This window comes from Siculibacillus lacustris (genome assembly GCF_004328075.1).
GTDB lineage: Bacteria > Pseudomonadota > Alphaproteobacteria > Rhizobiales > Ancalomicrobiaceae > Siculibacillus > Siculibacillus lacustris.
Map to the genome: position 1 here is coordinate 44,349 of NZ_SJFN01000021.1, position 21,045 is coordinate 65,393.

General features: G+C 70.8%; 21 protein-coding genes. 13 read left to right on the forward strand and 8 right to left on the reverse strand.

Going from position 1 to position 21,045, the window contains the following annotated elements; all coding sequences use genetic code 11:
• Positions 1 to 72 precede the first annotated feature (72 nt).
• Complete coding sequence (gene acnA / locus EYW49_RS14370; protein ID WP_131310282.1) at positions 73 to 2,775, reverse strand: aconitate hydratase AcnA; 2,703 nt, start codon at positions 2,773 to 2,775, stop codon at positions 73 to 75.
• Positions 2,776 to 2,974: 199 nt separating this feature from the next.
• On the opposite strand from acnA, the gene ccmA reads away from it, so the two are divergent.
• The 5 genes from ccmA (at position 2,975) to EYW49_RS14395 (ending at position 5,991) form a co-directional block, all read left to right on the forward strand.
• A complete protein-coding gene (gene ccmA / locus EYW49_RS14375) occupies positions 2,975 to 3,613 on the forward strand; it encodes a heme ABC exporter ATP-binding protein CcmA (RefSeq protein WP_228259615.1) in 639 nt (212 codons plus the stop codon).
• The gene (gene ccmB / locus EYW49_RS14380; protein WP_131310284.1) at positions 3,610 to 4,278 is read left to right on the forward strand and encodes a heme exporter protein CcmB; all 669 of its coding nucleotides are present in this window, start codon (positions 3,610 to 3,612) and stop codon (positions 4,276 to 4,278) included. The genes ccmA and ccmB overlap by 4 nt, the downstream gene beginning before the upstream one ends.
• A 167-nt stretch (positions 4,279 to 4,445) precedes the next feature.
• Complete coding sequence (locus EYW49_RS14385; protein ID WP_131310285.1) at positions 4,446 to 5,177, forward strand: heme ABC transporter permease; 732 nt, start codon at positions 4,446 to 4,448, stop codon at positions 5,175 to 5,177.
• A 2-nt stretch (positions 5,178 to 5,179) separates the two neighbouring features.
• The gene (gene ccmD / locus EYW49_RS14390) at positions 5,180 to 5,359 is read left to right on the forward strand and encodes a heme exporter protein CcmD (RefSeq protein WP_131310323.1); all 180 of its coding nucleotides are present in this window, start codon (positions 5,180 to 5,182) and stop codon (positions 5,357 to 5,359) included.
• On the forward strand, positions 5,356 to 5,991 hold the full coding sequence (locus EYW49_RS14395) for a DsbE family thiol:disulfide interchange protein (protein WP_131310286.1): 636 nt from the start codon (positions 5,356 to 5,358) through the stop codon (positions 5,989 to 5,991). Before ccmD ends, EYW49_RS14395 begins: the two co-directional genes overlap by 4 nt.
• 66 nt (positions 5,992 to 6,057) lie before the next feature.
• Here EYW49_RS14395 and EYW49_RS14400 read toward each other — a convergent pair whose 3' ends face one another.
• The 4 genes from EYW49_RS14400 to EYW49_RS14415 all read right to left on the reverse strand — a co-directional run bounded on the left by EYW49_RS14400 (position 6,058) and on the right by EYW49_RS14415 (position 8,543).
• Positions 6,058 to 6,285 carry a hypothetical protein gene (locus EYW49_RS14400; protein ID WP_131310287.1) on the reverse strand — a complete coding sequence of 76 codons (228 nt, stop codon included), beginning with the start codon at positions 6,283 to 6,285 and terminating at the stop codon, positions 6,058 to 6,060.
• Between the two features lie 152 nt (positions 6,286 to 6,437).
• Positions 6,438 to 6,695 carry a hypothetical protein gene (locus EYW49_RS14405; protein WP_131310288.1) on the reverse strand — a complete coding sequence of 86 codons (258 nt, stop codon included), beginning with the start codon at positions 6,693 to 6,695 and terminating at the stop codon, positions 6,438 to 6,440.
• 131 nt (positions 6,696 to 6,826) lie between these two features.
• Entirely contained in the window at positions 6,827 to 7,171 is a 345-nt protein-coding gene (locus tag EYW49_RS14410) for a hypothetical protein (RefSeq protein ID WP_131310289.1), read from the reverse strand.
• A gap of 139 nt (positions 7,172 to 7,310) precedes the next feature.
• Positions 7,311 to 8,543 (reverse strand): ubiquinone biosynthesis hydroxylase, encoded by a 1,233-nt coding sequence (locus EYW49_RS14415; protein ID WP_131310290.1) that lies wholly within the window; start codon positions 8,541 to 8,543, stop codon positions 7,311 to 7,313.
• Positions 8,544 to 8,724: 181 nt separating this feature from the next.
• Between EYW49_RS14415 and tesB the strand changes: the two genes are divergently transcribed.
• From tesB to thpR, 8 genes are all read left to right on the forward strand, one after another.
• Positions 8,725 to 9,603 carry an acyl-CoA thioesterase II gene (tesB, locus tag EYW49_RS14420; protein ID WP_131310291.1) on the forward strand — a complete coding sequence of 293 codons (879 nt, stop codon included), beginning with the start codon at positions 8,725 to 8,727 and terminating at the stop codon, positions 9,601 to 9,603.
• Positions 9,604 to 9,925: 322 nt separating this feature from the next.
• On the forward strand, positions 9,926 to 10,264 hold the full coding sequence (locus tag EYW49_RS14425; protein WP_131310292.1) for a P-II family nitrogen regulator: 339 nt from the start codon (positions 9,926 to 9,928) through the stop codon (positions 10,262 to 10,264).
• Positions 10,265 to 10,290: 26 nt separating this feature from the next.
• Positions 10,291 to 11,859: an ammonium transporter gene (locus EYW49_RS14430; protein ID WP_131310324.1), complete on the forward strand. Its 1,569-nt coding sequence runs from the start codon at positions 10,291 to 10,293 to the stop codon at positions 11,857 to 11,859.
• 217 nt (positions 11,860 to 12,076) lie between these two features.
• Positions 12,077 to 13,291, forward strand: coding sequence for an aminotransferase class I/II-fold pyridoxal phosphate-dependent enzyme (locus EYW49_RS14435; protein ID WP_131310293.1), 1,215 nt, complete (start codon positions 12,077 to 12,079; stop codon positions 13,289 to 13,291).
• Positions 13,292 to 13,317: 26 nt separating this feature from the next.
• Positions 13,318 to 15,981: an FtsK/SpoIIIE family DNA translocase gene (locus EYW49_RS14440; RefSeq protein ID WP_131310294.1), complete on the forward strand. Its 2,664-nt coding sequence runs from the start codon at positions 13,318 to 13,320 to the stop codon at positions 15,979 to 15,981.
• 123 nt (positions 15,982 to 16,104) lie between these two features.
• Positions 16,105 to 16,824: an outer-membrane lipoprotein carrier protein LolA gene (locus EYW49_RS14445; protein WP_131310295.1), complete on the forward strand. Its 720-nt coding sequence runs from the start codon at positions 16,105 to 16,107 to the stop codon at positions 16,822 to 16,824.
• Positions 16,825 to 16,915: 91 nt separating this feature from the next.
• A complete protein-coding gene (locus EYW49_RS14450) occupies positions 16,916 to 17,719 on the forward strand; it encodes an exodeoxyribonuclease III (RefSeq protein WP_131310296.1) in 804 nt (267 codons plus the stop codon).
• Between the two features lie 177 nt (positions 17,720 to 17,896).
• Positions 17,897 to 18,520: an RNA 2',3'-cyclic phosphodiesterase gene (thpR, locus tag EYW49_RS14455; protein ID WP_131310297.1), complete on the forward strand. Its 624-nt coding sequence runs from the start codon at positions 17,897 to 17,899 to the stop codon at positions 18,518 to 18,520.
• A 20-nt stretch (positions 18,521 to 18,540) separates the two neighbouring features.
• Here the strand turns inward: thpR and EYW49_RS23020 are convergent, their stop codons facing one another.
• Genes EYW49_RS23020 through EYW49_RS14465 form a run of 3 tightly spaced genes read right to left on the reverse strand, consistent with a single transcriptional unit; the run spans position 18,541 to position 20,907 of the window.
• Complete coding sequence (locus EYW49_RS23020; protein WP_165498265.1) at positions 18,541 to 18,705, reverse strand: hypothetical protein; 165 nt, start codon at positions 18,703 to 18,705, stop codon at positions 18,541 to 18,543.
• A complete protein-coding gene (gene feoB / locus EYW49_RS14460) occupies positions 18,702 to 20,609 on the reverse strand; it encodes a ferrous iron transporter B (protein WP_131310298.1) in 1,908 nt (635 codons plus the stop codon). Before feoB ends, EYW49_RS23020 begins: the two co-directional genes overlap by 4 nt.
• Before the next feature lie 4 nt (positions 20,610 to 20,613).
• Complete coding sequence (locus tag EYW49_RS14465; protein WP_131310299.1) at positions 20,614 to 20,907, reverse strand: FeoA family protein; 294 nt, start codon at positions 20,905 to 20,907, stop codon at positions 20,614 to 20,616.
• Positions 20,908 to 21,045 lie beyond the last annotated feature (138 nt).

The following is a 21,045-nucleotide window of genomic DNA, read 5'->3' on the forward strand; positions in this document are numbered from 1 at the left end:
TAGCCACAATCGGCCGATCCGGACCAGTCACTTCGCGGTGAGACGAAGGTGCGTGGCGCGCGCCGCGCCGGCTCAGTCGAGCAGCCGACGCAGCACGTGGGGCAGGATGCCGCCGTCGGTGAAATAGTCGAGTTCGTCGGCGGTATCGATGCGGGCGATCACCTCGACCTCGAGGCGACGGCCGTCGGCGCGATCGATGGTCACGGTGAGGCGGCAGCGCGGGGTCAGACCGCGGGCGACACCGCCGATCGAGACGACCTCGTCGCCGGTGAGGCCGAGGCTCTCCCAACTGGTGCCGTCGAGGAACTGCAGGGGCAGAACCCCCATGCCGACCAGATTGGAACGGTGGATTCGCTCGAAGGAGCGGGCGATCACCGCCCGCACGCCGAGCAGCGCGGTGCCCTTGGCGGCCCAGTCGCGTGACGAGCCGTTGCCGTATTCGACGCCGGCGAAGACCACCAGCGGCGCCCCCTCGGCGCGGTAGCGCACCGCCGCGTCCCAGATCGACAGGGTCGAGCCGGAGGGGTGATGGACCGTCAGGCCGCCCTCGACGACGGTGCCGGTGGCGTCGCGGACCATGTGGTTCTTGATGCGGATGTTGGCGAAGGTGCCGCGCATCATCACTTCGTGATTGCCGCGCCGGGTGCCGTACTGGTTGAAGTCGCGCGGCACCACGCCGTGCTCGGCGAGGTAGCGCCCGGCCGGCGAGGTCTTGCCGATCGCCCCGGCCGGCGAGATGTGGTCGGTGGTGATCTTGTCGCCGAACAGCGCCAGCACCCGGGCGCCGACCACGTCGGCGAGCGGCAGCGGGGTGCGCGTGAGACCCTCGAAGTAGGGCGGGTTGCGGACGTAGGTCGAGGCGTCGTTCCACGAATAGGTGCCGCCGCCCGACGGGGTGATCGCCCGCCAGCGGGCGTCGCCGGTGAAGACGTCGGCATATTTGGCGCGGAACAGATCGGCGCCGAGGTGGCGGTCGACGATCTCGCGGATCTCGGCGTCGCTCGGCCAGACCTCTTCGAGATAGATCGGCCGGCCGCCGGTGCCGATGCCGAGCGGACGGGTGGTGAGATCGATCTGCACCGATCCGGCCAGCGCATAGGCGACCACCAGCGGCGGCGAGGCCAGCCAATTGGTCCGCACGTCGGGGGAGATGCGGCCCTCGAAGTTGCGGTTGCCCGACAGGACGGCGGCGACGGCGAGTCTGTCGGCGCCGATCGCCGCGGAGATCTCGGGGGCGAGGGGGCCGGAATTGCCGATGCAGGTGGTGCAGCCGAAGCCGACCAGGGCGAAGCCGAGGGCGTCGAGGTCGGCCTGCAGGCCGGACTCGGCGAGATAGGCGGCGACCACCTGCGATCCCGGCGCGAGCGAGGTCTTGACCCACGGGGCCGGCATCAGGCCGGCGGCGCGGGCCTTGCGGGCGAGCAGTCCGGCGGCGACCATCACCGCCGGGTTGGAGGTGTTGGTGCAGGAGGTGATCGCGGCGATCACCACGTCGCCGTGGCCGAGGTCGAAGTCGCGGTGTTCGACCCGGGCGCGGTGGTGGAGGTCGACGGTCGCGCCGGGGGTGGCGGCGAGCACTTCGGCGAAACGGGTCGGGACGGCGGCGAGGTCGACCCGGTCCTCGGGTCGGCCGGGGCCGGCCAGCGACGGCCGCACCGTGGCGAGGTCGAGGTCGAGGACCTCGGTGAACAGCGGCTCCTCGGCGTCGGGGTCGCGCCACAGGCCCTGGGCATGCGCGTAGGACTCGACCAGCGCCACCTCCTCGGTGGTGCGGCCGGTCAGGCGCAGATAGGCGAGGGTCACCTCGTCGATGGGGAAGAAGCCGCAGGTCGCGCCCCATTCCGGCGTCATGTTGGCGATGGTCGCGCGGTCGGACAGCGACAGCACGTCGAGGCCGGGGCCGAAGAATTCGACGAACTTGCCGACCACGCCCTTCGCCCGGATCATCTGGGTCACGGTCAGGACCAGATCGGTGGCGGTGACGCCGGCCGGCAGGCGGCCGGTGAAGCGGACGCCGATCACTTCCGGAATCAGCATCGACACCGGCTGATCGAGCATCGCCGCCTCGGCTTCGATGCCGCCGACCCCCCAGCCGAGCACGCCGAGGGCGTTGACCATCGTCGTGTGGCTGTCGGTACCGACGCAGGTGTCGGGATAGGCGTGGACGGTGCCGTCGCGGTCGCGGCGGGTCCACACTGTCTTGGCGAGATATTCGAGATTGACCTGGTGGCAGATGCCGGTGCCGGGCGGCACCACGCGCAGGCTTTCGAACGCGCCCTGACCCCATTTCAGGAAGTCGTAGCGCTCGCCGTTCTGCTCGTATTCGCGCTCGACGTTGCGGGCGAGCGAATCGGCGGCGCCGAAGGCCTCGACCACCACCGAATGATCGATCACCAGATCGACCGGCACCAAGGGCTCGATGCGGGCGGGCGAACCGCCGAGCGCCACCATGGCGTCGCGCATCGCCGCCAGATCGACCACCGCCGGCACGCCGGTGAAGTCCTGCATCAGCACCCGGGCGGGGCGAAAGGCGATCTCGCGTTCGCCGCGGCCGCGGGTGGTGGTCCAGTCGGCGAGAGCCCGGATGTCGTCGGCGGTCACCGTGCGACCGTCCTCGTGGCGCAGCAGGTTCTCGAGCAGCACCTTCAGCGAGCGCGGCAGGCGGCCGATCCCGGGCAGGCCGTTGCGCTCGGCCTCGGCGAGGCCGAAGACGACGTGGTCGACGCCACCGACGGCGAGGAGACGGCGGGCGCGGAACGTGTCGGGCGTGGGCATGGTCGTGGGGCTCCCTGCGATGGCGGGACGGCGTGATCCCCGCGACGGGGTCGTCGGACGCGGCCGACGGGTCCTCGAGCGGGCGCGGGCGCCGACGCTACCCCCGGCATATGGGGCGGGGCGGCGAATTGACCAGTTCGGCGCTTTCGGACATGGTCCGCGCCGACCGCCCACCGGCGGGGAAAAGGACGAGAGCGACGTGACGACGGCCGCCGTGGAACGCCTGACCGGGGAGAGGCTGACGCTCGATCGCGGCGGACGGCGGGTGCTCGACGGATTGTCCTTCACGGCGCGGGCCGGCACCGCGCTGATCGTCACCGGTGCCAACGGCTCGGGCAAGTCGACCCTGCTCCGGCTGGTCGCCGGCCTGCTCCGGCCGGTCGGCGGACGGTTGGCGCTGACCGGTGGCGATCCGGAGCTGACGATCGGCCAGCAGTGTCACTATTTCGGCCATCAGGATGCGCTCAAGGGGCCGCTGACGGTCGCCGAGAATCTCGCCTTCTGGCGGGATTTCGGCGGCGTGCCGGCGCTGGCGGTCGATGCGGCGCTCGATCGGGTCGGGCTCGGGCGGCTCGCCGGCCTGCCGGCAGCCTATCTTTCGGCGGGGCAGCGGCGGCGGCTGGCCTTCGCGCGCCTCCTGGTCACGGCGCGACCGGTGTGGCTGCTCGACGAGCCGACGGCGGCGCTCGATGCGGCGGCGGAGGCACGGCTGACCGAGATCGTCGCCGGGCATCTGGCGGCCGGGGGCGTGGTGATGGCGGCGACCCATCTGCCCCTGGCGCTGCCGGCGTCCGAGAATCTGGCGCTCGCTCCGGGCAACGGGGAGCGGGCGGCATGACGGCGCTCCTCGCCCTGTTCGTGCGCGAACTGAAACTCGCCACCCGGGTCGGCGGCGGCGCGCTGATGGGCTCGCTGTTCTTCCTGATCGTGGTCACCGTGGTGCCCTTCGGGGTCGGGCCGGATCTGGCGCTGCTCGCCCGGATCGGCCCGGCGATCCTGTGGATCGGCGCGCTGCTCGCCACGCTCCTGTCGCTCGACCGGCTGTTCCAGGCCGATCGCGACGACGGCTGCCTCGATCTGATCGTCGCCGGCGAGACGCCGCTCGAACTGGTGGTGTTGGTCAAGTGCCTGGCCCATTGGACCGCGACCGGCTTGCCCTTGGTGGTGGTGTCGCCGCTGTTCGCGGTGTTCCTCAACATGGAGCCGACGGCGATCGCGGCGACCACCACGACGCTCTTGGTCGGCACGCCGGCCCTGACCTTCATCGGAGCGATCGGCGCGGCGCTGACCGTGTCGCTGCGGCGCGGCGGCCTGCTGCTGGCCATCCTGGTGCTGCCCCTGACCGTGCCGGTGATGATCTTCGGCGTCTCGGCGGCGACGGCGGCGGTGAGCGAGCCGGTGCCGTTCCTCACCCCGTTTCTGATCCTGTCGGCGCTCGGCCTGTTCGCGGCGGTGCTCGGGCCGGTGGCGGGGGCGGCGGCCCTGCGCTTCGCCGGCGACTGAGCCGTCACGGCGACTTGATCCCGCGCAAGGCGAAAGGCCGAGGGAGACGGCATTGATGCGCCGTCGCCCGCCCTCTAGAAGTCTGGGGCCAGGGCCGGCGGAGCGAGGCGGGATCGACCACGCGGGGTGGCCGGCCGCGACGATCGAAGAGCCTGCGGGACGAGACGATGCGTCTGATCGACTATGCCAATCCGACCCGCTTCCTGGGTCTCGTCGCCCGGCTGCTGCCGTGGATCGCCGGGGCGACGGCGGTGACCTTCGCGATCGGCCTGTGGCTGGTGTTCGCGGTGGCGCCGGCCGACTACCAGCAGGGCGAGACGGTCAAGATCATGTATGTCCACGTGCCCTGCGCGTGGCTGTCGATGTTCTGCTACATGACCATGGCCGGATCGGCGCTCGGCACCCTGGTGTGGCGCCACCCGCTCGCCGACGTCTCGGCCAAGTGCGCGGCGCCGATCGGTGCGGCCTTCACCTTCCTGGCGCTGGCCACCGGATCGCTGTGGGGCAAGCCGATGTGGGGCACCTGGTGGGTGTGGGACGCCCGCCTGACCTCGGTGCTGGTGCTGTTCATCATGTATCTCGGGCTGATCGCCCTGACCGAGACGATCGAGGACCCGGTGCGCGCGGCGCGCGCCGGGGCGGTCTTGACCCTGGTCGGGGTGGTCAACATCCCGATCATCAAATTTTCGGTCGAATGGTGGAACACCCTGCATCAACCGGCCTCGGTGTTCCGGATGGGCGGGTCGACCATCGACCCGGCGATGCTGGTGCCGCTCCTGGTGATGGCCGGGGCCTTCACCGGCCTGTTCGTGACGGTGCACCTGATGGCCATGCGCAACGAGATCCTGCGCCGGCGGATCCGCGCCATGCGGATGATCGAAGCCTCGAGGGCGGAGTGACCATGCTCGGGACCCACGCCGGATTCATCGTCGCCGCCTATGGCTTCGCCGTCGTGGTGATCGCCGGGCTTTTTCTGTGGGTCGGCCTCGACGGCCGCGCCCAACGCCGGCAGTTGGCCGAGCTCGAGGCGCGCGGCATCCGCCGGCGTTCGGACGTTGCGGCGGGAGGCGAGGGGCGATGAGCGGGATCGAGACGGACGGCCCGGCCGCGACGGAGGCGCCGATTCGGCGCGGGCCGTCGCTGGCGCTGTTGCCCTTGGTGATCTTCGTGGCGCTCGCCGGATTCTTCCTGTGGCGGCTGGAGACGGGGGGCGATCCCAACCGCCTGCCGTCGATGCTGATCGATCGGCCGGCGCCGACGCTGGCCCTGCCGGCGCTGCCGGGGATCACTCGCGACGGCGCGGCGCTGCCGGGCCTGACCTCGGCCGATCTCCTCGCCCCCGGTCCGGGACGGGTGACGATCGTCAACTACTGGGCGTCGTGGTGTGCCGAATGCCGGGTCGAGCACGGCGCGCTCGATCTGCTGGCGCGCGATCCGCGGGTGCGGCTGGTCGGCATCGCCTATAAGGACAAGCCGGACAATGCGCGGCGCTATCTCGCCGGGCTCGGCAACCCTTATGCGGCGATCGGGCTCGACGAATCGGGGCGGACCGGCATCGACTGGGGGGTCTACGGGGTGCCCGAGACCTATGTGGTCGCCGCCGACGGGACCGTGACCTACAAGTTCATCGGCCCGTTGTCGGCCGGCTCGATCGCCGCGGTGCTCGGCCCGGAGATCGTCAAGGCGCTGGCCCGTACGCCCGGCCGCTCCTGAGTCCGGCACGTGGACACACGAACGCCGGCCCGTGAGGGCCGGCGTCGAATCTCGTGCGGGGTGTGGTCAGCGGCAGACGCGGACTTCGCGGATCCGCCAGCGCGGACCCCAGGGGGTGTCGACGCGGACGCGGCGCTCTTCCATCCAGCAGCGGCGCGGCGGCGGGCCGTCCCAGCGGTGATGGCGCGGCGGCGGACCCCAGCCCCACGGCTGGGCGGCGGCGGGGCTGGCGGCGTCGAGGGCGACGAAGCCGGCCACCAGGGCCAGGGCGGTCAGGAGTCTGCTGCGGACCATGTCGGGTCTCCCGATGTCTTCTGTTGTTCTCGTCTGACGCGGCCCTGCGGCCGCTACGTGCGTCGACGCATCATCATCGCGCCGTTGCGACCGGGCGTCGACCGGAAGAACGGAGGGGGTGACGGCGGTCCGAACGGACCGTCGCCGGGGGATCAGCGGCAGTAGCGAACGGCGCGGTCGCGCAGCACCCAGCCGTGGCGGGTGTGGACACGCACCGTGCGCACCTCCGTCCAGCAGCGCGGGCGCGGCGCATAGAGCCACAGGCCGGAGCCGACCATCGGGCCGCCCCAACCATAGTGGTGGTGATGATGGCGCCAGTAGGGTTGGGCGGAGGCCGGGGCGGCGAGGAGGGCGGTGCCGACGACGGCGAGAAGGACCGCGGCGGCGGCCGAGAGCATGGACTTCCTCATGTTCGTATCCTCCGATCTCGCGATCGCGCCCCGTTGGGTCGGCGACGTCGACTTCCGATATTTCCATTCTGCATCTCGAAGCGTGAACCGACCGTGAGATCGACGTTCATCCGCGGTTCATCGACCCGGGATCAGCGGCAGTTGCGGACTTCGCCGAGGCGCCAGCGCGGCCCCCAGGGCGTGTCGATGCGGACGTGGCGCTCTTCGGTCCAGCAGCGGCGGTCGCGGAATCCGTGGTGACCGCCCCAGTCGCCGCGGGGTCCCCACCGGTTGTTCCAGCCGTCTTCGGAGCGGTCGCCCCAACCGCCGGCGGAGCGGCCGTCGGCGCCCCGGTCGTAGCGGGGTGCGTAATGGCGGGGCTGCCAGTCGTCGTTGCCGCCGTCTTCGGAGGCCAGGGCGGGAACCGCGGCGAGCAGGCCGGCGCCGAGGACGGCGGCGGCGAGGCCGAGGGCGAGGCTGCGGATGCGGAAGGTCATGGCGGCGGCTCCGATGCGAGACCCGTCGACCGCGGCGTCGGTCCGGAAGGGACCTCGATCGCCGGTCGATGGAGCGATCTTCGCCGATCCCGACTGAACCGGATCCGAACCCGCCCTTCAACTGCCGTTCATCGCCGCCTCAGATCGCTTCGCCGCGCAGCAGGCGGGGGGTGGCGCCGCCGATGCCGGCGGCCTCGCGGATGAAGCGGCGCTTGAGCCCGCCGAGGCGGTCGACCAGACCGAGGCCGATGTCGCGCGCCACCCGGATCGGTCCGAGGTCGTTGGAGAACAGGCGATTCAGCACGTCGGTGACGATGCCCATCTCGACCGCGTCGAACCGCCGCCAGCGCTCGTAGCGGGCGAGCACGTCGAGCCCGCCGGGGTCGAGGCCGAGGCGACGGGCCTCGACCACCACTTCGGCCAGCGCCGCGACGTCGCGGAAGCCGATGTTCAGGCCCTGGCCGGCGATCGGGTGGATGCCGTGGGCGGCGTCGCCGACCAGCGCGAAGCGCGGCCGCACGAAGTCGCGGGCGAGCGTCAGGCCGAGCGGGAAGGCGCGCGGCCGGGTCAGCGCGGCGATCGGTCCGAGATGGCGGCCGAAGCGGCGCTCGAGTTCGAGCCCGAAGGTGAAGGAATCGCCGGCGACCAGTCGGTCGGCGGCGTCGCTGCGTTCGGTCCACACCAGCGAGGAGCGGTGGTGGCCCTCGGCGTCGTCGGCCAGCGGCAGCACCGCGAAGGGGCCGGCGGGCAGGAAATGTTCTTCGGCGCGGCCGCCGTGGGGGCGTTCGTGGCCGATCGTCGCGACGATGCCGGACTGGCCATAGTCCCAGCGCAGAGCGCGGATGCCGGCGAGATCGCGCAGGCGCGAGCGGACGCCGTCGGCGGCGACCAGCAGGCCGGTGGTGAGCACGGCGCCGCCGCCGAGGCGGACGGTGGTGGCGGCCGGGCAGGTCTCGAAGCCGACGACCCGTTCGGGCAGGCGCAGGTCGACTCCGGCGGCGCCGGCGGCGGCGAGCAGGGCGGCGACCATCACCCCGTTGGGGACCATGTGGGCGAAGGGCTCGCCGGTGTCGAGGGTGCCGTCGAAGGTCAGGAACACCGGCCGCACGGCGTCGCCGAGCCGCGAATCGGTGACGATCATGTCGACGATCGGCTGGGCGTGGGGGGCGATCTCGGCCCACACGCCGAGGCGCTCGAGCAGGCGGCGGGCGGCGGCGGCGATCGCCGAGGCGCGGGTGTCGGCGCCGCCGCCGGGCGGGGTCGGATCGACCACCGCCACGGTGAGACGCGGATCGGCGCGCTTCAGGGCCAAGGCCAACGACGCGCCGACATAGCCGCCACCGGCGACGACGACGTCGTAATGGTCGGTCATGGGGTGGTCCTCCTCGGTCGGGGCGACGACGTGTCGCAGCGCCGGTCGGCGCGTCGCGCCATTCAACCAGCATGGCGCGGGGAAAGCCATGACCGATCCGATCGACCAAGTTGACGTTCGAGCGTAAGGATGAACACCTAATCGGCAACTTCCTCCCCCCAACGTTGTCACGAGGCCCTCGATGTCCGCTGCCGTCGCCGCTCTGCTCGAGATCCTCGATCTCGAGCCGCTCGAACGCGATCTGTTTCGAGGTCGCAGTCCGCAGTCCGGCTGGCAGCGGGTGTTCGGCGGACAGGTGATCGGCCAGGCGCTGGTGGCGGCGACCCGCACGGTCGGCGCCGATCGGCCGGTGCATTCGCTGCACGGCTATTTCGTGCGGCCGGGCGACCCCAAGGTGCCGATCGTCTACCGGGTCGAGCGGATTCGCGACGGCGGCAGCTTCACCACCCGCCATGTCGAAGCGATCCAGCACGGCGCGGCGATCTTCTCGATGGAGGCCTCGTTCCACCGCCCGGAGGAGAGCCTCGCCCATCAGGTGGCCGGCCCGACGGCGCCGCTGCCGGGGACGCTCGCCGACGAGGCGACGCTGAAGCAGCAGTTCCTGGCCGAGGCGCCGGCCGGCGTGCGCGCCTATTTCGAGCACGAGCGGCCGATCGAACTGCGCCCGGTCGACCTCGAACACTATTTCTCGCGCCGCCGGCTCGATCCCTTCCAGCAGGTGTGGATGCGCAGCACCGGGCCGCTGCCCGACGATCCGGCGATCCACGCCGCGGTGCTGGCCTATGCCTCGGACATGACGCTGCTCGACACGGCGCTGTTCGCCCACGGCCGCTCGGTGTTCGATCCGACGCTGCAACTGGCCAGCCTCGACCACGCCATGTGGTTCCATCGCCCGCTCCGGGTCGACGACTGGCTGCTCTACACCCAGGACAGCCCGATCTCGGGGGGCGGGCGCGGCTTCTGCCGCGGCGCGATCCATACGGCGAGCGGCGAGCTGGTCGCTTCGACGGCGCAGGAAGGCCTGATTCGGCGCCGGTCGGCGCGGCCGGATCCGGCCTGAGCCCTCGGTCACCTCCGCCGATCGCGACTCGATGGTGAGCAGCTGCCTATTTCTCGAGCGACCCCTAGGGGAGAATCCCGATGAATCGGCCAAAGGCCGGAGGGATCTGCCTCAGGATGCGGCAAGACAGTCGGAATACACGCCCGAAGCGCGCCGCGGCAGGCGTCGGATGGGATGGTTTACAAGGGTTTGACGGGGTTTTCGGGCAGTTGGCACGAAGCTTGATTACAAGAGGTCCGGCGCCGGTCGGATCTCGAGCCCACCGTCACCAGTCAGTCTTCAGGGCCCGCTCCACCGGGCGTAGGGAAACGGGAACCACCACATGAAATTCGTGATGGCCATCATCAAGCCGTTCAAGCTGGACGAGGTGCGCGATGCCCTCACGGCGATCGGCGTCCAGGGTCTGACCGTGACCGAGGTCAAGGGCTACGGCCGGCAGAAGGGACACACCGAGATCTACCGCGGCACCGAATATGCCGTCAGCTTCCTGCCGAAGATCAAGATCGAGATCGCGGTCAATTCCGATCAGGTCGACAAGGTCGTGCAGGCGATTTCCTCCGCCGCCAAGACCGGTCAGATCGGCGACGGCAAGATCTTCGTCTACGGCATCGACCAGGCGGTTCGTATCCGCACCGGCGAGACCGATTCGGAAGCGCTCTGAGACACCCCGTGGGAGTGACCAAGACAATGAACCTCAACCTCTCCATCGCGCGGGGCGCTCGCACCGCCTCGCTGGCGGCGGGTCTCGTGGCCCTCTCCGCTGCTTCGGCCTTCGCCGATGCGCCGACGCCCAACAAGGGTGACACCTCCTGGATGCTGATCTCGACCGCGCTCGTCATCATGATGACGATCCCCGGTCTGGCGCTGTTCTATGCGGGTCTCGTCCGGTCGAAGAACGTCCTGTCGGTGCTGATGCAGGTGTTCGCCGGCTTCTCGTTGATCGCCCTCCTGTGGGTGGTCTACGGCTATTCGCTGGCCTTCTCCGGCAACGCCTCGAGCGCGCTCAATCCCTTCATCGGCGGCTTCGACAAGCTGTTCCTGAAGGGCGTCCTGACCGCCGATCCGGTGGCCGGCATGAGCTTCGCCAATGCCGCGACCTTCTCCAAGGGCGTGGTCATTCCCGAGATCGTCTACGTCATCTTCCAGCTGACCTTCGCCGCCATCACCCCGGCGCTGATCGTCGGCGCCTTCGCCGAGCGCATGAAGTTCGGCGCGGTGCTGCTGTTCCTGACGATCTGGTTCACCTTCTCCTACCTGCCGATCGCCCACATGGTGTGGTTCTGGGCCGGCCCGGACGCCTTCACTCTGGCCGCCTCCAACCTCGACGCCATCAAGGGTGCGCTGGGTGAAGAGAGTGCCCAGAAGTTCCTGGCCGCGCTCACCGCAGCCGGCGAGAACAAGGAAGCCGTCGCCAAGGTCCTGTCGGACTTCTCCGACGCGGTCACCGCGACCGGTGGCTTCCTCTATGCCAAGGGCGCGATCGACTTCGCCGGCGGCACCGTCGTCCACATCAACGCCGGCATCGCGGGTCTCGTCGCCGCCATCGTGCTCGGACCGCGCGTCGGTCTCGGCAAGGACAACATGGCGCCGCACAACCTGCCGCTCAGCGTCATCGGCGCCTGTCTGCTGTGGGTGGGCTGGTTCGGCTTCAACGCCGGCTCCAACCTCGAAGCCAACGGCCTGACCGGTCTCGCCTTCCTCAACACGATCGTCGCCACCGCCGCCGCGGCCCTGGCCTGGACCTTCGTGGAGTGGCTGGCCCGTGGTCATGCCTCGGCGCTGGGTGCCATCTCGGGTGCGGTCGCCGGTCTGGTGGCGGTCACCCCGGCTTCCGGCTTCGCCGGTCCGATGGGCTCGATCGTCATCGGCGTCGCCGCCGGCGTGATCTGCTTCTGGGCCGTCACCTGGCTCAAGGGCATGTTCAAGTACGACGACAGCCTGGACGTTTTCGGCGTGCACGGCGTCGGCGGCATCGTCGGTGCGATCCTGACCGGCGTGTTCGTCAACCCGGGTCTCGGCGGCGTGGGCGTCACCAACTATGCGGCGGTCGACGCGACCTCCGGCATGGTGCCCTACGTCCTCGGCGACCAGGTCACCTCCCAGCTCTGGGCGGTCGGCACCTCGGTGGTGGTCTCCGGCGTGGTCTCTCTCGTGGCGCTGCTGATCATCAAGGCGATCTTCGGCATCCGCGTCAGCGAGCAGGCCGAGCGCGAGGGTCTCGACATCTCGACCCACGGCGAACGCGGCTACAACTGATCTTCTCCTCCTGCCGGTCCCCGAGACCGACCAACTCCCGACCCCGGACGGCTCAGCCGCCCGGGGTTTTTTCTCGTCCCGCGGTCCCCGGCCGCCGCCGGGCGTTCCCGCCGCGATGCCGGCCGCGCGAACCACGGCGATCGGGCGCCCTTGGTTAACAGCGCCTTAACCAGCGCCGACTAGGCTCGGGGCCGACGAACCCATCGATCGGACCCCCATGAGCCCCGCCCCGACGTCCTCGCCCGCTGCCGAATCGCCGGCGATCTTCGCCTCGCCGTTCCAGAAGTTGGCCGATCTCCTGGCGCCGCACGCGCCCGGGCGGTCGCCGATCAACCTGACGGTCGGCGAGCCGCGCCACCCGGTACCGGGCTTCGTGGCGCCGATTCTCGCCGCCGAGACCGCCGGGTTCGGGCGCTATCCGCCGATCAAGGGCACCCCGGAGTTCCGCGGCGCGGTGGCCGGTTGGCTCGATCGGCGATTCGGGCTCAACGGGCGGATCGATCCGGAGACCCAGGTGCTGCCGCTCAACGGCTCGCGCGAGGGCCTGTTCTTCGCGGCGCTGGAGGCCCGGCGGACGCGCAAGCGCGGCATCGCCCGGCCGACCCTGCTGCTGCCCAATCCGTTCTATCAGGCCTATGCGGCGGGCGCCGCGGCGGCCGGCTGCGAGGCGGTGCTGATCGAGGCGGGGCCGGAGACCGGCTTCCTGCCCGACCTGACCAAGATCGATCGCGATCTGCTCGATCGGGCGGTGGCGATCTACTATGCCTCGCCGGCCAATCCGCAAGGGTCGGTGGCGAGCCGTGCCGACTGGCGCGAGGTGATCGACACGGCGCGTCGCCACGATTTCCTGGTGTTCGCCGACGAATGCTATTCGGAGATCCATCGCGACGGGATGGTCCCCGACGGGGTGTTGTCGGTGGCGCTGGAGACGCCGGAGGGCTTCGACGGCATCGTCGCGTTCAATTCGCTGTCCAAGCGCTCCAATCTGCCGGGTCTGCGCTGCGGTTTCGCCGCCGGCGACGCGGCGTTTCTCGCGGCCTGGGCGGGGTTCCGCAACATGGCGGCGCCGCAGGTGCCGGGGCCGATCCAGGCGGTGGCGGTGGCGGCCCTCGCCGACGAAGCCCACGTGATCGAAAACCGTCGGCTCTACGATCTGAAATATGCCGCGGCCGAGCGGATCATCGGCACGCGCTGGGGCCATCGCACGCCGCCGGGCGGCTTCTTCCTGTGGCTCGACGTCTCGGGCTCGGGCGGCGGCGAGACGGCAGCGATGCGGTTGTGGGTCGAGGCGGGGGTGCGCACCGTCCCGGGCAGCTACCTGTGCGGCGGCGGGGCCGGCAATCCCGGCGAAGCCTACCTGCGTGTGGCGATGGTCGAAAGCCTCGCGGCGACCGAAGAGGCCCTCGGTCGCATCGTCGAAACCCTCGGCTGAGGCCGACTGAAACGGAGGGCGCCCTCATGCGTTCGGCACGCTCGGCATCTCCCGCCTACTCTCCGGAGGCGGACGTCCGTCAGGTCCTCGCCCGAAACCTGCGCGGTTTCGCGGGGCTCGCGACGATGGCCGCGGTGGCGGCGGTGGGGGCGGCGCTGGCGACCTGGTCGGCGACCGATCCGAGCCTGTCCAACGCCACCACCCAGCCGGCCCACAACGCCCTCGGCTCGGTCGGCGCGATCCTCGCCGATCTGGCGATGCAGGTCGTCGGCCTGTCGGCGCCGCTGCTGCTGCCGCCGCTCCTGGTGATCGGCTGGCGCCTGATCGCCGCCGGGGCCGGTGGTTTCGATCGGCGCTTCGCGACCTGGTGGGTGCTCGGCGGGCTGGCGACCAGCGGGATGCTGGCGACCTTGCCGTTGGCCGGCGGCTGGCCTCTGCCGATCGGCCTCGGCGGGGTGATCGGCGACATGCTGCTGCGGCTGCCGGTGAAGCTGCTCGGCGACGGCGACGGCGTGCGGGTGATCGCCGGCCTCGCCTTCGGGGGCTTCGCCATCCACGCCTTCCCGCGCTGCCTCGGCTGGTGGGGACCGCGCCGGATCGAAGCGGATTCGGCCTGGGACGACGACGACTTCGGCGGCCCCGACGAGGATCGCGGCGGCTTCATGCCCTTCGCGATGCTGCACCACGGCTTCCTGGTGGCCCGCGCCAACGTCTTGCGGATCTTCGGACGGCGTCCCAACACCCTCGACGCGCGCGGCCACGGACCGTCGCTGCGGCGGATGCTGGCGCGGTTCGGACGACGCGAGGAGGCTTGGGACGACGAGGAGGCGCTGCCGCCGTCGGTCGGTCTGCGCTCGCGGGCCCCGGTCGGCCGGGTCGAGCCGGGCTTCACCCCGCCGCGGCCGGAGTCGCGACCGGCCCCGACGCGGGTCGCCGCGCCCGAACCGGCGCGGACGGCGCCGCTGCAGAGCGAACTGCCCTTCGACGACGAGGACGAGGACGACTGGAGCCCGCCGCCGCAAGCCGCGACCGCGCCGCGCACCGCCCAGGTGACCCGCGGCGCGCCGGTCGACGCCGGCGCGGACGCCTCCGACGGCCGGCGCATCGCCGTGACCCCGGCGGCCAAGCCGCCGCTGCCGGGCAAGCCCGGCGCGCGCGACGTCGGCATGCGCGACGACCACCTCGACGCCCGCGGTTACCAGTTCCCGGCGCTGTCGCTGCTGACCGAACCGAAGCGCCTCGGACCCGACAAGGAGCTCTCCGAGGACGTGCTCGAATCCAACGCCGGCATGCTGGAGGGTGTGCTCGACGACTTCGGCATCAAGGGCGAGGTCAACCACGTCCGGCCCGGGCCGGTGGTGACGCTCTACGAACTCGAACCGGCGCCGGGGGTGAAGTCGTCGCGGGTGATCGGGCTCGCCGACGACATCGCCCGCTCGATGAGCGCGGTGTCGGCCCGCGTCGCGGTGGTGCCGGGGCGCAACGTGATCGGCATCGAGCTGCCCAATCAGCGGCGCGAGACGGTGTTCCTGCGCGAGCTGCTGTCGAGCCGCGACTTCGATCAGACCAAGGCGCGGCTGGCCTTCTGTCTCGGCAAGACGATCGGCGGCGAATCGGTGATCGCCGATCTGGCGCGGATGCCGCATCTGCTGGTCGCCGGCACCACCGGTTCGGGCAAGTCGGTGGCGATCAACACCATGATCGTGTCGCTGCTCTACCGGCTGACGCCGCAGCAGTGCAAGCTGATCATGATCGATCCGAAGATGCTGGAACTGTCGGTCTACGACAACATTCCCCATCTGCTGACCCCGGTGGTCACCGACCCGAAGAAGGCGGTGGTGGCGCTGAAGTGGACGGTCCGCGAGATGGAGGACCGCTATCGCAAGATGTCCAAGCTCGGGGTGCGCAACATCGACGGCTTCAACGCCCGGGTGGCGGAAGCCAACGCCCGCGGCGAGGTGCTGACCCGCGAGGTCCAGACCGGCTTCCACCGCCACACCGGCGAGCCGATCTTCGAGCAGGAAGAACTGGCGCTGGAGCCCTTGCCCTACATCGTCGTCGTCGTCGACGAGATGGCCGACCTGATGATGGTCGCCGGCAAGGAGATCGAAGGGGCGATCCAGCGGCTGGCGCAGATGGCGCGGGCCGCCGGCATCCACATCGTGATGGCCACTCAGCGGCCGTCGGTCGACGTCATCACCGGCACCATCAAGGCCAACTTCCCGACCCGCATCTCCTTCCAGGTGACCTCGAAGATCGACAGCCGCACCATCCTCGGCGAGCAGGGCGCCGAGCAGCTGCTCGGCCAGGGCGACATGCTGTTCATGGCCGGCGGCGGCCGGATCCAGCGCGTCCACGGGCCGTTCATCTCCGACGAGGAGGTCGAGAAGGTGGTGGCGCATCTGAAGCGTCAGGGCGCGCCGGCCTATCTCGAGGCGATCACCGCGGAAGAGGAGGAGGTCGCCGGCGACGGCGATGCCGGCGGGCTGGAGGATGCCGCCGATCTCTACGACAAGGCGGTGGCCCTGGTGCTGCGCGACAAGAAGGCCTCGACCTCCTACATCCAGCGGCGGCTGCAGATCGGCTACAACCGCGCCGCCTCGCTGATCGAGCGGATGGAGAAGGAGGGGCTGGTCGGCGCCGCCAATCACGCCGGCAAGCGCGACATCCTGGTCGGGGAGGCCGACTGAGCGATGGCGGGGCTCGGCTCCCGAGTTCCGCCACGAAGCCCGGCCATGGTGGTGGTCGATCCCCCCGCCGGTTCGCCCTCCGGCCCGTCCGATTCCGCGTCCGTCCTCGCGAAGGTTTCCTCGATGCCGCTCCGTTCGTCGCCGTTCGTTCTGCTCGCCCGCCTCGGTTCCTTTGGCGCCGTGGCGGTCGCCGCGTCGCTGGCCTTCGCCGCGCCGCCGACCCCGACACCCTCGCCGTCGCCGGCCGCCACCGCCTCGCCCAAGGCGCCGATGGTGATGCAGAACGCCGGCGTCAAGCCCGGCGGGCTCGCTCCGGCCCAGCGCGAGGCGCTGTCGGCGATCAACCGCTACTTCAACTCGGTGCGGACGATGAGCGGCGCCTTCGTGCAGTTCGGACCGGACGGCGAAACCGCCGACGGCGAATTCCACATGGCCCGGCCGGGCAAGATCCGCTTCATCTACGCCAAGCCCTCCAACCTCGACATCGTCGCCGACGGCATCGACGTGGTGGTGCGCGACATCAAGAACCAGACCAAGGATCTCTATCCGCTCGGCAAGACGCCCTTGCGCTTCCTGCTCGCCGATCAGATCGACCTGACCTCGGAGGCCAACGTCACCAAGGTGTCGCTCGAGCCCGATCTGATCTCGGTGGTGCTGGAGCAGAACACGGTGTTCGGCGACGGCAAGCTGACGATGGTGTTCGACCGCAAGTCGTCGGAACTCCGGCAGTGGACGGTGACCGACGCCCAGGGCTACGATACGACCGTGGCGGTCTACAACGTCACGCCGAATCAACCGGTCGACGAAAAGCTGTTCAAGATCGACCGCACCATCATCCGCTAGGGACTGGCTCGACCCGCCGGGTTCGCCGCTCCGGCCAGGGCCGGCGTCGGCCACTCCGCGGGGGGCGGTCCCGGCTCGCGCAGGGTCCGCCATGTCGATCGCCATCGCCACCTGGAACATCAATTCGGTGCGGCTGCGCCTGCCGCTGGTCGAGCATTTCCTGGAGACGACGCAGCCCGACGTGCTGTGCCTGCAGGAGACCAAGTGCCCGGACGGCAGTTTCCCGACCGGCGCCTTCCACCGGCTCGGCTACGACCACGTGGCGATCAACGGCCAGAAGGGCTACCACGGGGTGGCGATCGTCTCGAAACGGCCGTTCACGGCGGTCGACAAACGCGACTTCTGCGAGAAGGGCGACGCCCGCCATCTCGCGGTGGTCCTCGACACCGCGGTCGGCCCGCTGCAGCTGCACGACTTCTACATCCCGGCCGGCGGCGACGAGCCCGATCCGGTGATCAACGACAAGTTCGCCCACAAGCTGGCCTTCCTCGCCGAGCTCGAGGCCTGGCTCGGCACCACCCCGGCGACGATGCCGTCGGTGGTGGTCGGCGATCTCAACATCGCGCCGCTCGCCGACGACGTGTGGTCGCACAAGGCGCTGCTCAAGGTGGTGTCGCACACGCCGATCGAGACCGCGGCCTTCGAGGCGATCCGCCGCGGCGGCGGCTGGATCGACGTGATGCGCCGCTTCGTGCCGGAGCCGGAGAAGCTCTACACGTGGTGGAGCTACCGGGCGGCCGACTGGGCGGCGGCCGACAAGGGGCGCCGCCTCGATCACGTCTGGGCGAGCCCGGATCTCGACGGCCGGCTCATCGGGGTCGAGGTGCTGCGCGCCGCGCGCGGCTGGGAGCGGCCGTCCGACCACGTGCCGGTGATCGCCCGCTTCGACCTGTGACATTTCGGCCCGCCCGGGCGGCGGAGCGGTCGCGCGCGCCGTCCCGGTCTTGATGTCGCGGCGGGCTCGCGTACCTTTTCCCCATGGTGCATCGCGGCGAGCGATTCGACCGCGGTGACCGCGCCCTCGAGGGCCGGGACCTTCCGGCCGTCCGGGACGAGACCGGAGGACCCGACGATGCCGCGCCTCTTCACCGGTCTCGAAGTCCCCGAAAGTCTCGGTCTCTCCCTGTCCTTCCTGCGCGGCGGCCTGATCGGCGCCAAGTGGATCGACCCCGAGAACTACCACGTCACCTTGCGCTTCATCGGCGACGTCGACCAACGCACCGCCGACGAGGTCGCCCAGGAGCTGGCGCGGGTCCGCCGGCAGCGGTTCGACGTGCGGATCGAAGGGGTGACGGTGTTCGGCGGGCGCCAGCCCCATTCGCTGGTGGCCAAGGTGGCGGCGTCGGCGGCGCTGAGCGAGCTCCAGGCCGAGCACGAGCGGATCTGCCAGCGCCTCGGCCTGCCGGCCGAACCGCGCCGCTTCACCCCCCACGTCACCATCGCCCGCTGCAAGGCGGCCTCGCACGAGGGCGTGGCGCAATGGCTGGCGCTGCGCGGCGGCTTCGCCGGGGTCACCTTCACCGCCGACCGTTTCGTGCTGTTCTCGTCCAAGGCCTCGCGCGGCGGCGGACCCTACGTCACCGAAGAGACCTACGACCTCGCCCCGGCGACCGCCGGCGGCGGCCTCGGTCGCGCCCCGACGCGGATCGCGCCGATCGTCGGCCGTCTGCACCCGCGCTTCGCGACTTCGGCGTGAGCGGGACCTCACTGGCGCTGTCAGTGACAGCCGCCGCAGCCGGGTTTGCCGCAGGTCGTGCCGGGCTTGCCGGGCGTGGCGGCCGCATCGGTTCGGCGGCCGCAGGCAAGCGACGGCCACCAGCGGCGGGCGAGCCAGAGGACGGCGGCGGCGACGATCGCCGCGACGATCAGCTTCTCGATCATGTCAGCGCCCAGGTGGCGATGTGGAAGGTCAGGAAGGCGGCGAGATAGGCCAGCGTCGCCATGTAGCCGAACATCACCGCCGGCCATGCCCAAGAATTGGTCTCGCGCTTGACCACGGCGAGCGTCGAGGCGCATTGCGGCGCGAACACGAACCAGGCGAGCAGCGACAGGGCGGTCGGCAGCGACCATTCGGCGGCGAGGATCGGCTGCAGCGCCTGACCGACCTCCTCGCCGGTGGCCGACAGGGCATAGACCGTGGCGAGCGCCCCGACCGCGACTTCGCGCGCCGCCATGCCGGGGATCAGCGCCACGACGATCTGCCAGTTGAAGCCGATCGGCGCGAACAGCGGGGTCAGCCAGTGGCCGACGCGGCCGGCGATCGACCAGTCGATGGCCGGGCCGACGGCGCCCTCGGGCGGGGCCGGCCAGGACGACAGGAACCAGATCAGGACCATCAGGGCGAGGATGATGGTGCCGGCGCGGCGCAGGAACACCTCGGCGCGCTGCCACAGGCCGAGCGCGACGTTCCACGGACGTGGCCACTTGTAGTCGGGCAGCTCCATCAGGAAGGGTTCCGGCGCCTCGCGCCACACCAGCTTCTTGAGCACGAAGGCGACGACCAGCGCCGAGCCGATGCCGGCGGAAAACAGCGCGAACATCACGAGGCCCTGCAGGCCCATCCCGCCGAGCACCGTGCGATCGGGCACGAAGGCCGAGATCACCAGGGTGTAGACCGGCAGGCGCGCCGAGCAGGTCATCAGGGGCGCCACCAGGATGGTCGCCAGCCGATCGCGGCGGTTCTCGATGACGCGGGCGGCCATCACGCCGGGAATGGCGCAGGCGAAGCTCGACAGGAGGGGAATGAAGGCGCGGCCGTGCAGGCCGGTGCCGGCCATCAGGCGATCCATCAGGAACGCCGCCCGGGCCATGTAGCCGAAGTCCTCGAGCAGGATGATGAACAGGAACAGGATCAGGATCTGCGGCAGGAACACCAGGACGCTGCCGACCCCGGCGACCACGCCGTCGACCAGCAGGCTGCGCAGGATGCCGTCGGGCAGGGCGATGCGCAGGGTGTCGCCGACCAGACCGGCGCCGGCCTTGATCAGGTCCATCGCCGGGGCGGCCCAGGTGAACACCGCCTGGAACACCAGGAACAGGATCGCGAACAGGATGGCGAGGCCGGCGACCGGATGCAGCAGCACGCGGTCGAGGCGGCGGGTGAGTTTCTCGTCGCCGGGATGGAAGGCGCAGGCCTGGAGGATGCGCGCCGCTTCGGCATGGGCGGCGCGGATCTCGTCGCCGGTCGGCTCGCTCCAGCCGTGCACGTCGACGCGGCGGCCGAAGTCGAGGCGGTCGACGGCGGCGATCAGATCGTCGGCGCCGCCCTTGCGCACCGCCACGGTGGTGACCACCGGGATCCCCAGTTCCTGGGACAGGCGCTCGGGATCGACGCGACCACCGAGGCGCTCGACGATGTCGACCATGTTGAGGGCGAGGATCATCGGCCGACCGACCGACTTCAGTTCCAACACCAGCCGCAGCACCAGGCGCAGGTTGGTGGCGTCGGCGACGCAGATCACCGCATCGGGGATGGCCTCGCCGTCGAGGCGACCGAGCACCACGTCGCGGGTCACCGCCTCGTCGGGGCTGCGGCCGCGCAAGGAGTAGGTGCCGGGCAGGTCGAGGATCTTCACCGAACGTCCGGCGGGCGTGACGAAGGCGCCCTCCTTGCGCTCGACGGTCACGCCGGCGTAGTTGGCGACCTTCTGGCGGGCGCCGGTCAGGACGTTGAACAGCGCGGTCTTGCCGGAGTTGGGGCAGCCGACCAGGGCGATCTCGGGGGCGCTGTCGAGCACGAAGGGCGTGGCGGTTTCGGGGGCGAGATCGGGGGCTGCGACGTTCATCGGCTCATTCCGCGGCGCTGACGCGGATCACCGCGGCGTCGCGGCGTCGCACCGCCACGGTGAGGTCGTCGACCCGCACGGCGATCGGATCGCGGGCGATCGGACCCTCCTGGAGGACCTCCAGCCGCGCCCCTTCGACGAAGCCCATCTCGAGCAGACGTCGCTCCAACTCGTTCCAGGGGATCGACAGCGCGTCGGTCGCCTCGTAGCCGGTGACCCAACCGGACCAGCCGCGCGGGCAGGCGCCGAGCCGATCGGGCTCGGCCGGGTCGGCGAGGGTAAGCGACGAGGACGACAAGGGGCGGCTCCGGGACACGAGGGCTCTGATCCGTGAATAGGGACATTGCCACTCACTCGCAATAAGTAGTTTCCGGATCGCGGGTTCGCACGGGGCCGCGACGCGGCGCCCGAAACGCCGACGGCCGGGCCTCGATCG

What these genes read in the sequence shown, in the direction of transcription:
- EYW49_RS14395 (WP_131310286.1), top strand. Translation starts at nt 5,356, where the DNA reads ATGAGCGGGATCGAGACGGACGGCCCGGCCGCGACGGAGGCGCCGATT.
- ccmD (WP_131310323.1), top strand. Translation starts at nt 5,180, where the DNA reads ATGCTCGGGACCCACGCCGGATTCATCGTCGCCGCCTATGGCTTCGCC.
- EYW49_RS14425 (WP_131310292.1), top strand. Translation starts at nt 9,926, where the DNA reads ATGAAATTCGTGATGGCCATCATCAAGCCGTTCAAGCTGGACGAGGTG.
- EYW49_RS14410 (WP_131310289.1), bottom strand. Translation starts at nt 7,171, where the DNA reads ATGACCTTCCGCATCCGCAGCCTCGCCCTCGGCCTCGCCGCCGCCGTC.
- acnA (WP_131310282.1), bottom strand. Translation starts at nt 2,775, where the DNA reads ATGCCCACGCCCGACACGTTCCGCGCCCGCCGTCTCCTCGCCGTCGGT.
- EYW49_RS14450 (WP_131310296.1), top strand. Translation starts at nt 16,916, where the DNA reads ATGTCGATCGCCATCGCCACCTGGAACATCAATTCGGTGCGGCTGCGC.
- EYW49_RS14445 (WP_131310295.1), top strand. Translation starts at nt 16,105, where the DNA reads ATGCCGCTCCGTTCGTCGCCGTTCGTTCTGCTCGCCCGCCTCGGTTCC.
- tesB (WP_131310291.1), top strand. Translation starts at nt 8,725, where the DNA reads ATGTCCGCTGCCGTCGCCGCTCTGCTCGAGATCCTCGATCTCGAGCCG.
- EYW49_RS14405 (WP_131310288.1), bottom strand. Translation starts at nt 6,695, where the DNA reads ATGAGGAAGTCCATGCTCTCGGCCGCCGCCGCGGTCCTTCTCGCCGTC.
- EYW49_RS14430 (WP_131310324.1), top strand. Translation starts at nt 10,291, where the DNA reads ATGAACCTCAACCTCTCCATCGCGCGGGGCGCTCGCACCGCCTCGCTG.
- EYW49_RS23020 (WP_165498265.1), bottom strand. Translation starts at nt 18,705, where the DNA reads ATGATCGAGAAGCTGATCGTCGCGGCGATCGTCGCCGCCGCCGTCCTC.
- EYW49_RS14400 (WP_131310287.1), bottom strand. Translation starts at nt 6,285, where the DNA reads ATGGTCCGCAGCAGACTCCTGACCGCCCTGGCCCTGGTGGCCGGCTTC.
- ccmB (WP_131310284.1), top strand. Translation starts at nt 3,610, where the DNA reads ATGACGGCGCTCCTCGCCCTGTTCGTGCGCGAACTGAAACTCGCCACC.
- EYW49_RS14415 (WP_131310290.1), bottom strand. Translation starts at nt 8,543, where the DNA reads ATGACCGACCATTACGACGTCGTCGTCGCCGGTGGCGGCTATGTCGGC.
- feoB (WP_131310298.1), bottom strand. Translation starts at nt 20,609, where the DNA reads ATGAACGTCGCAGCCCCCGATCTCGCCCCCGAAACCGCCACGCCCTTC.
- EYW49_RS14435 (WP_131310293.1), top strand. Translation starts at nt 12,077, where the DNA reads ATGAGCCCCGCCCCGACGTCCTCGCCCGCTGCCGAATCGCCGGCGATC.
- EYW49_RS14440 (WP_131310294.1), top strand. Translation starts at nt 13,318, where the DNA reads ATGCGTTCGGCACGCTCGGCATCTCCCGCCTACTCTCCGGAGGCGGAC.
- EYW49_RS14385 (WP_131310285.1), top strand. Translation starts at nt 4,446, where the DNA reads ATGCGTCTGATCGACTATGCCAATCCGACCCGCTTCCTGGGTCTCGTC.
- thpR (WP_131310297.1), top strand. Translation starts at nt 17,897, where the DNA reads ATGCCGCGCCTCTTCACCGGTCTCGAAGTCCCCGAAAGTCTCGGTCTC.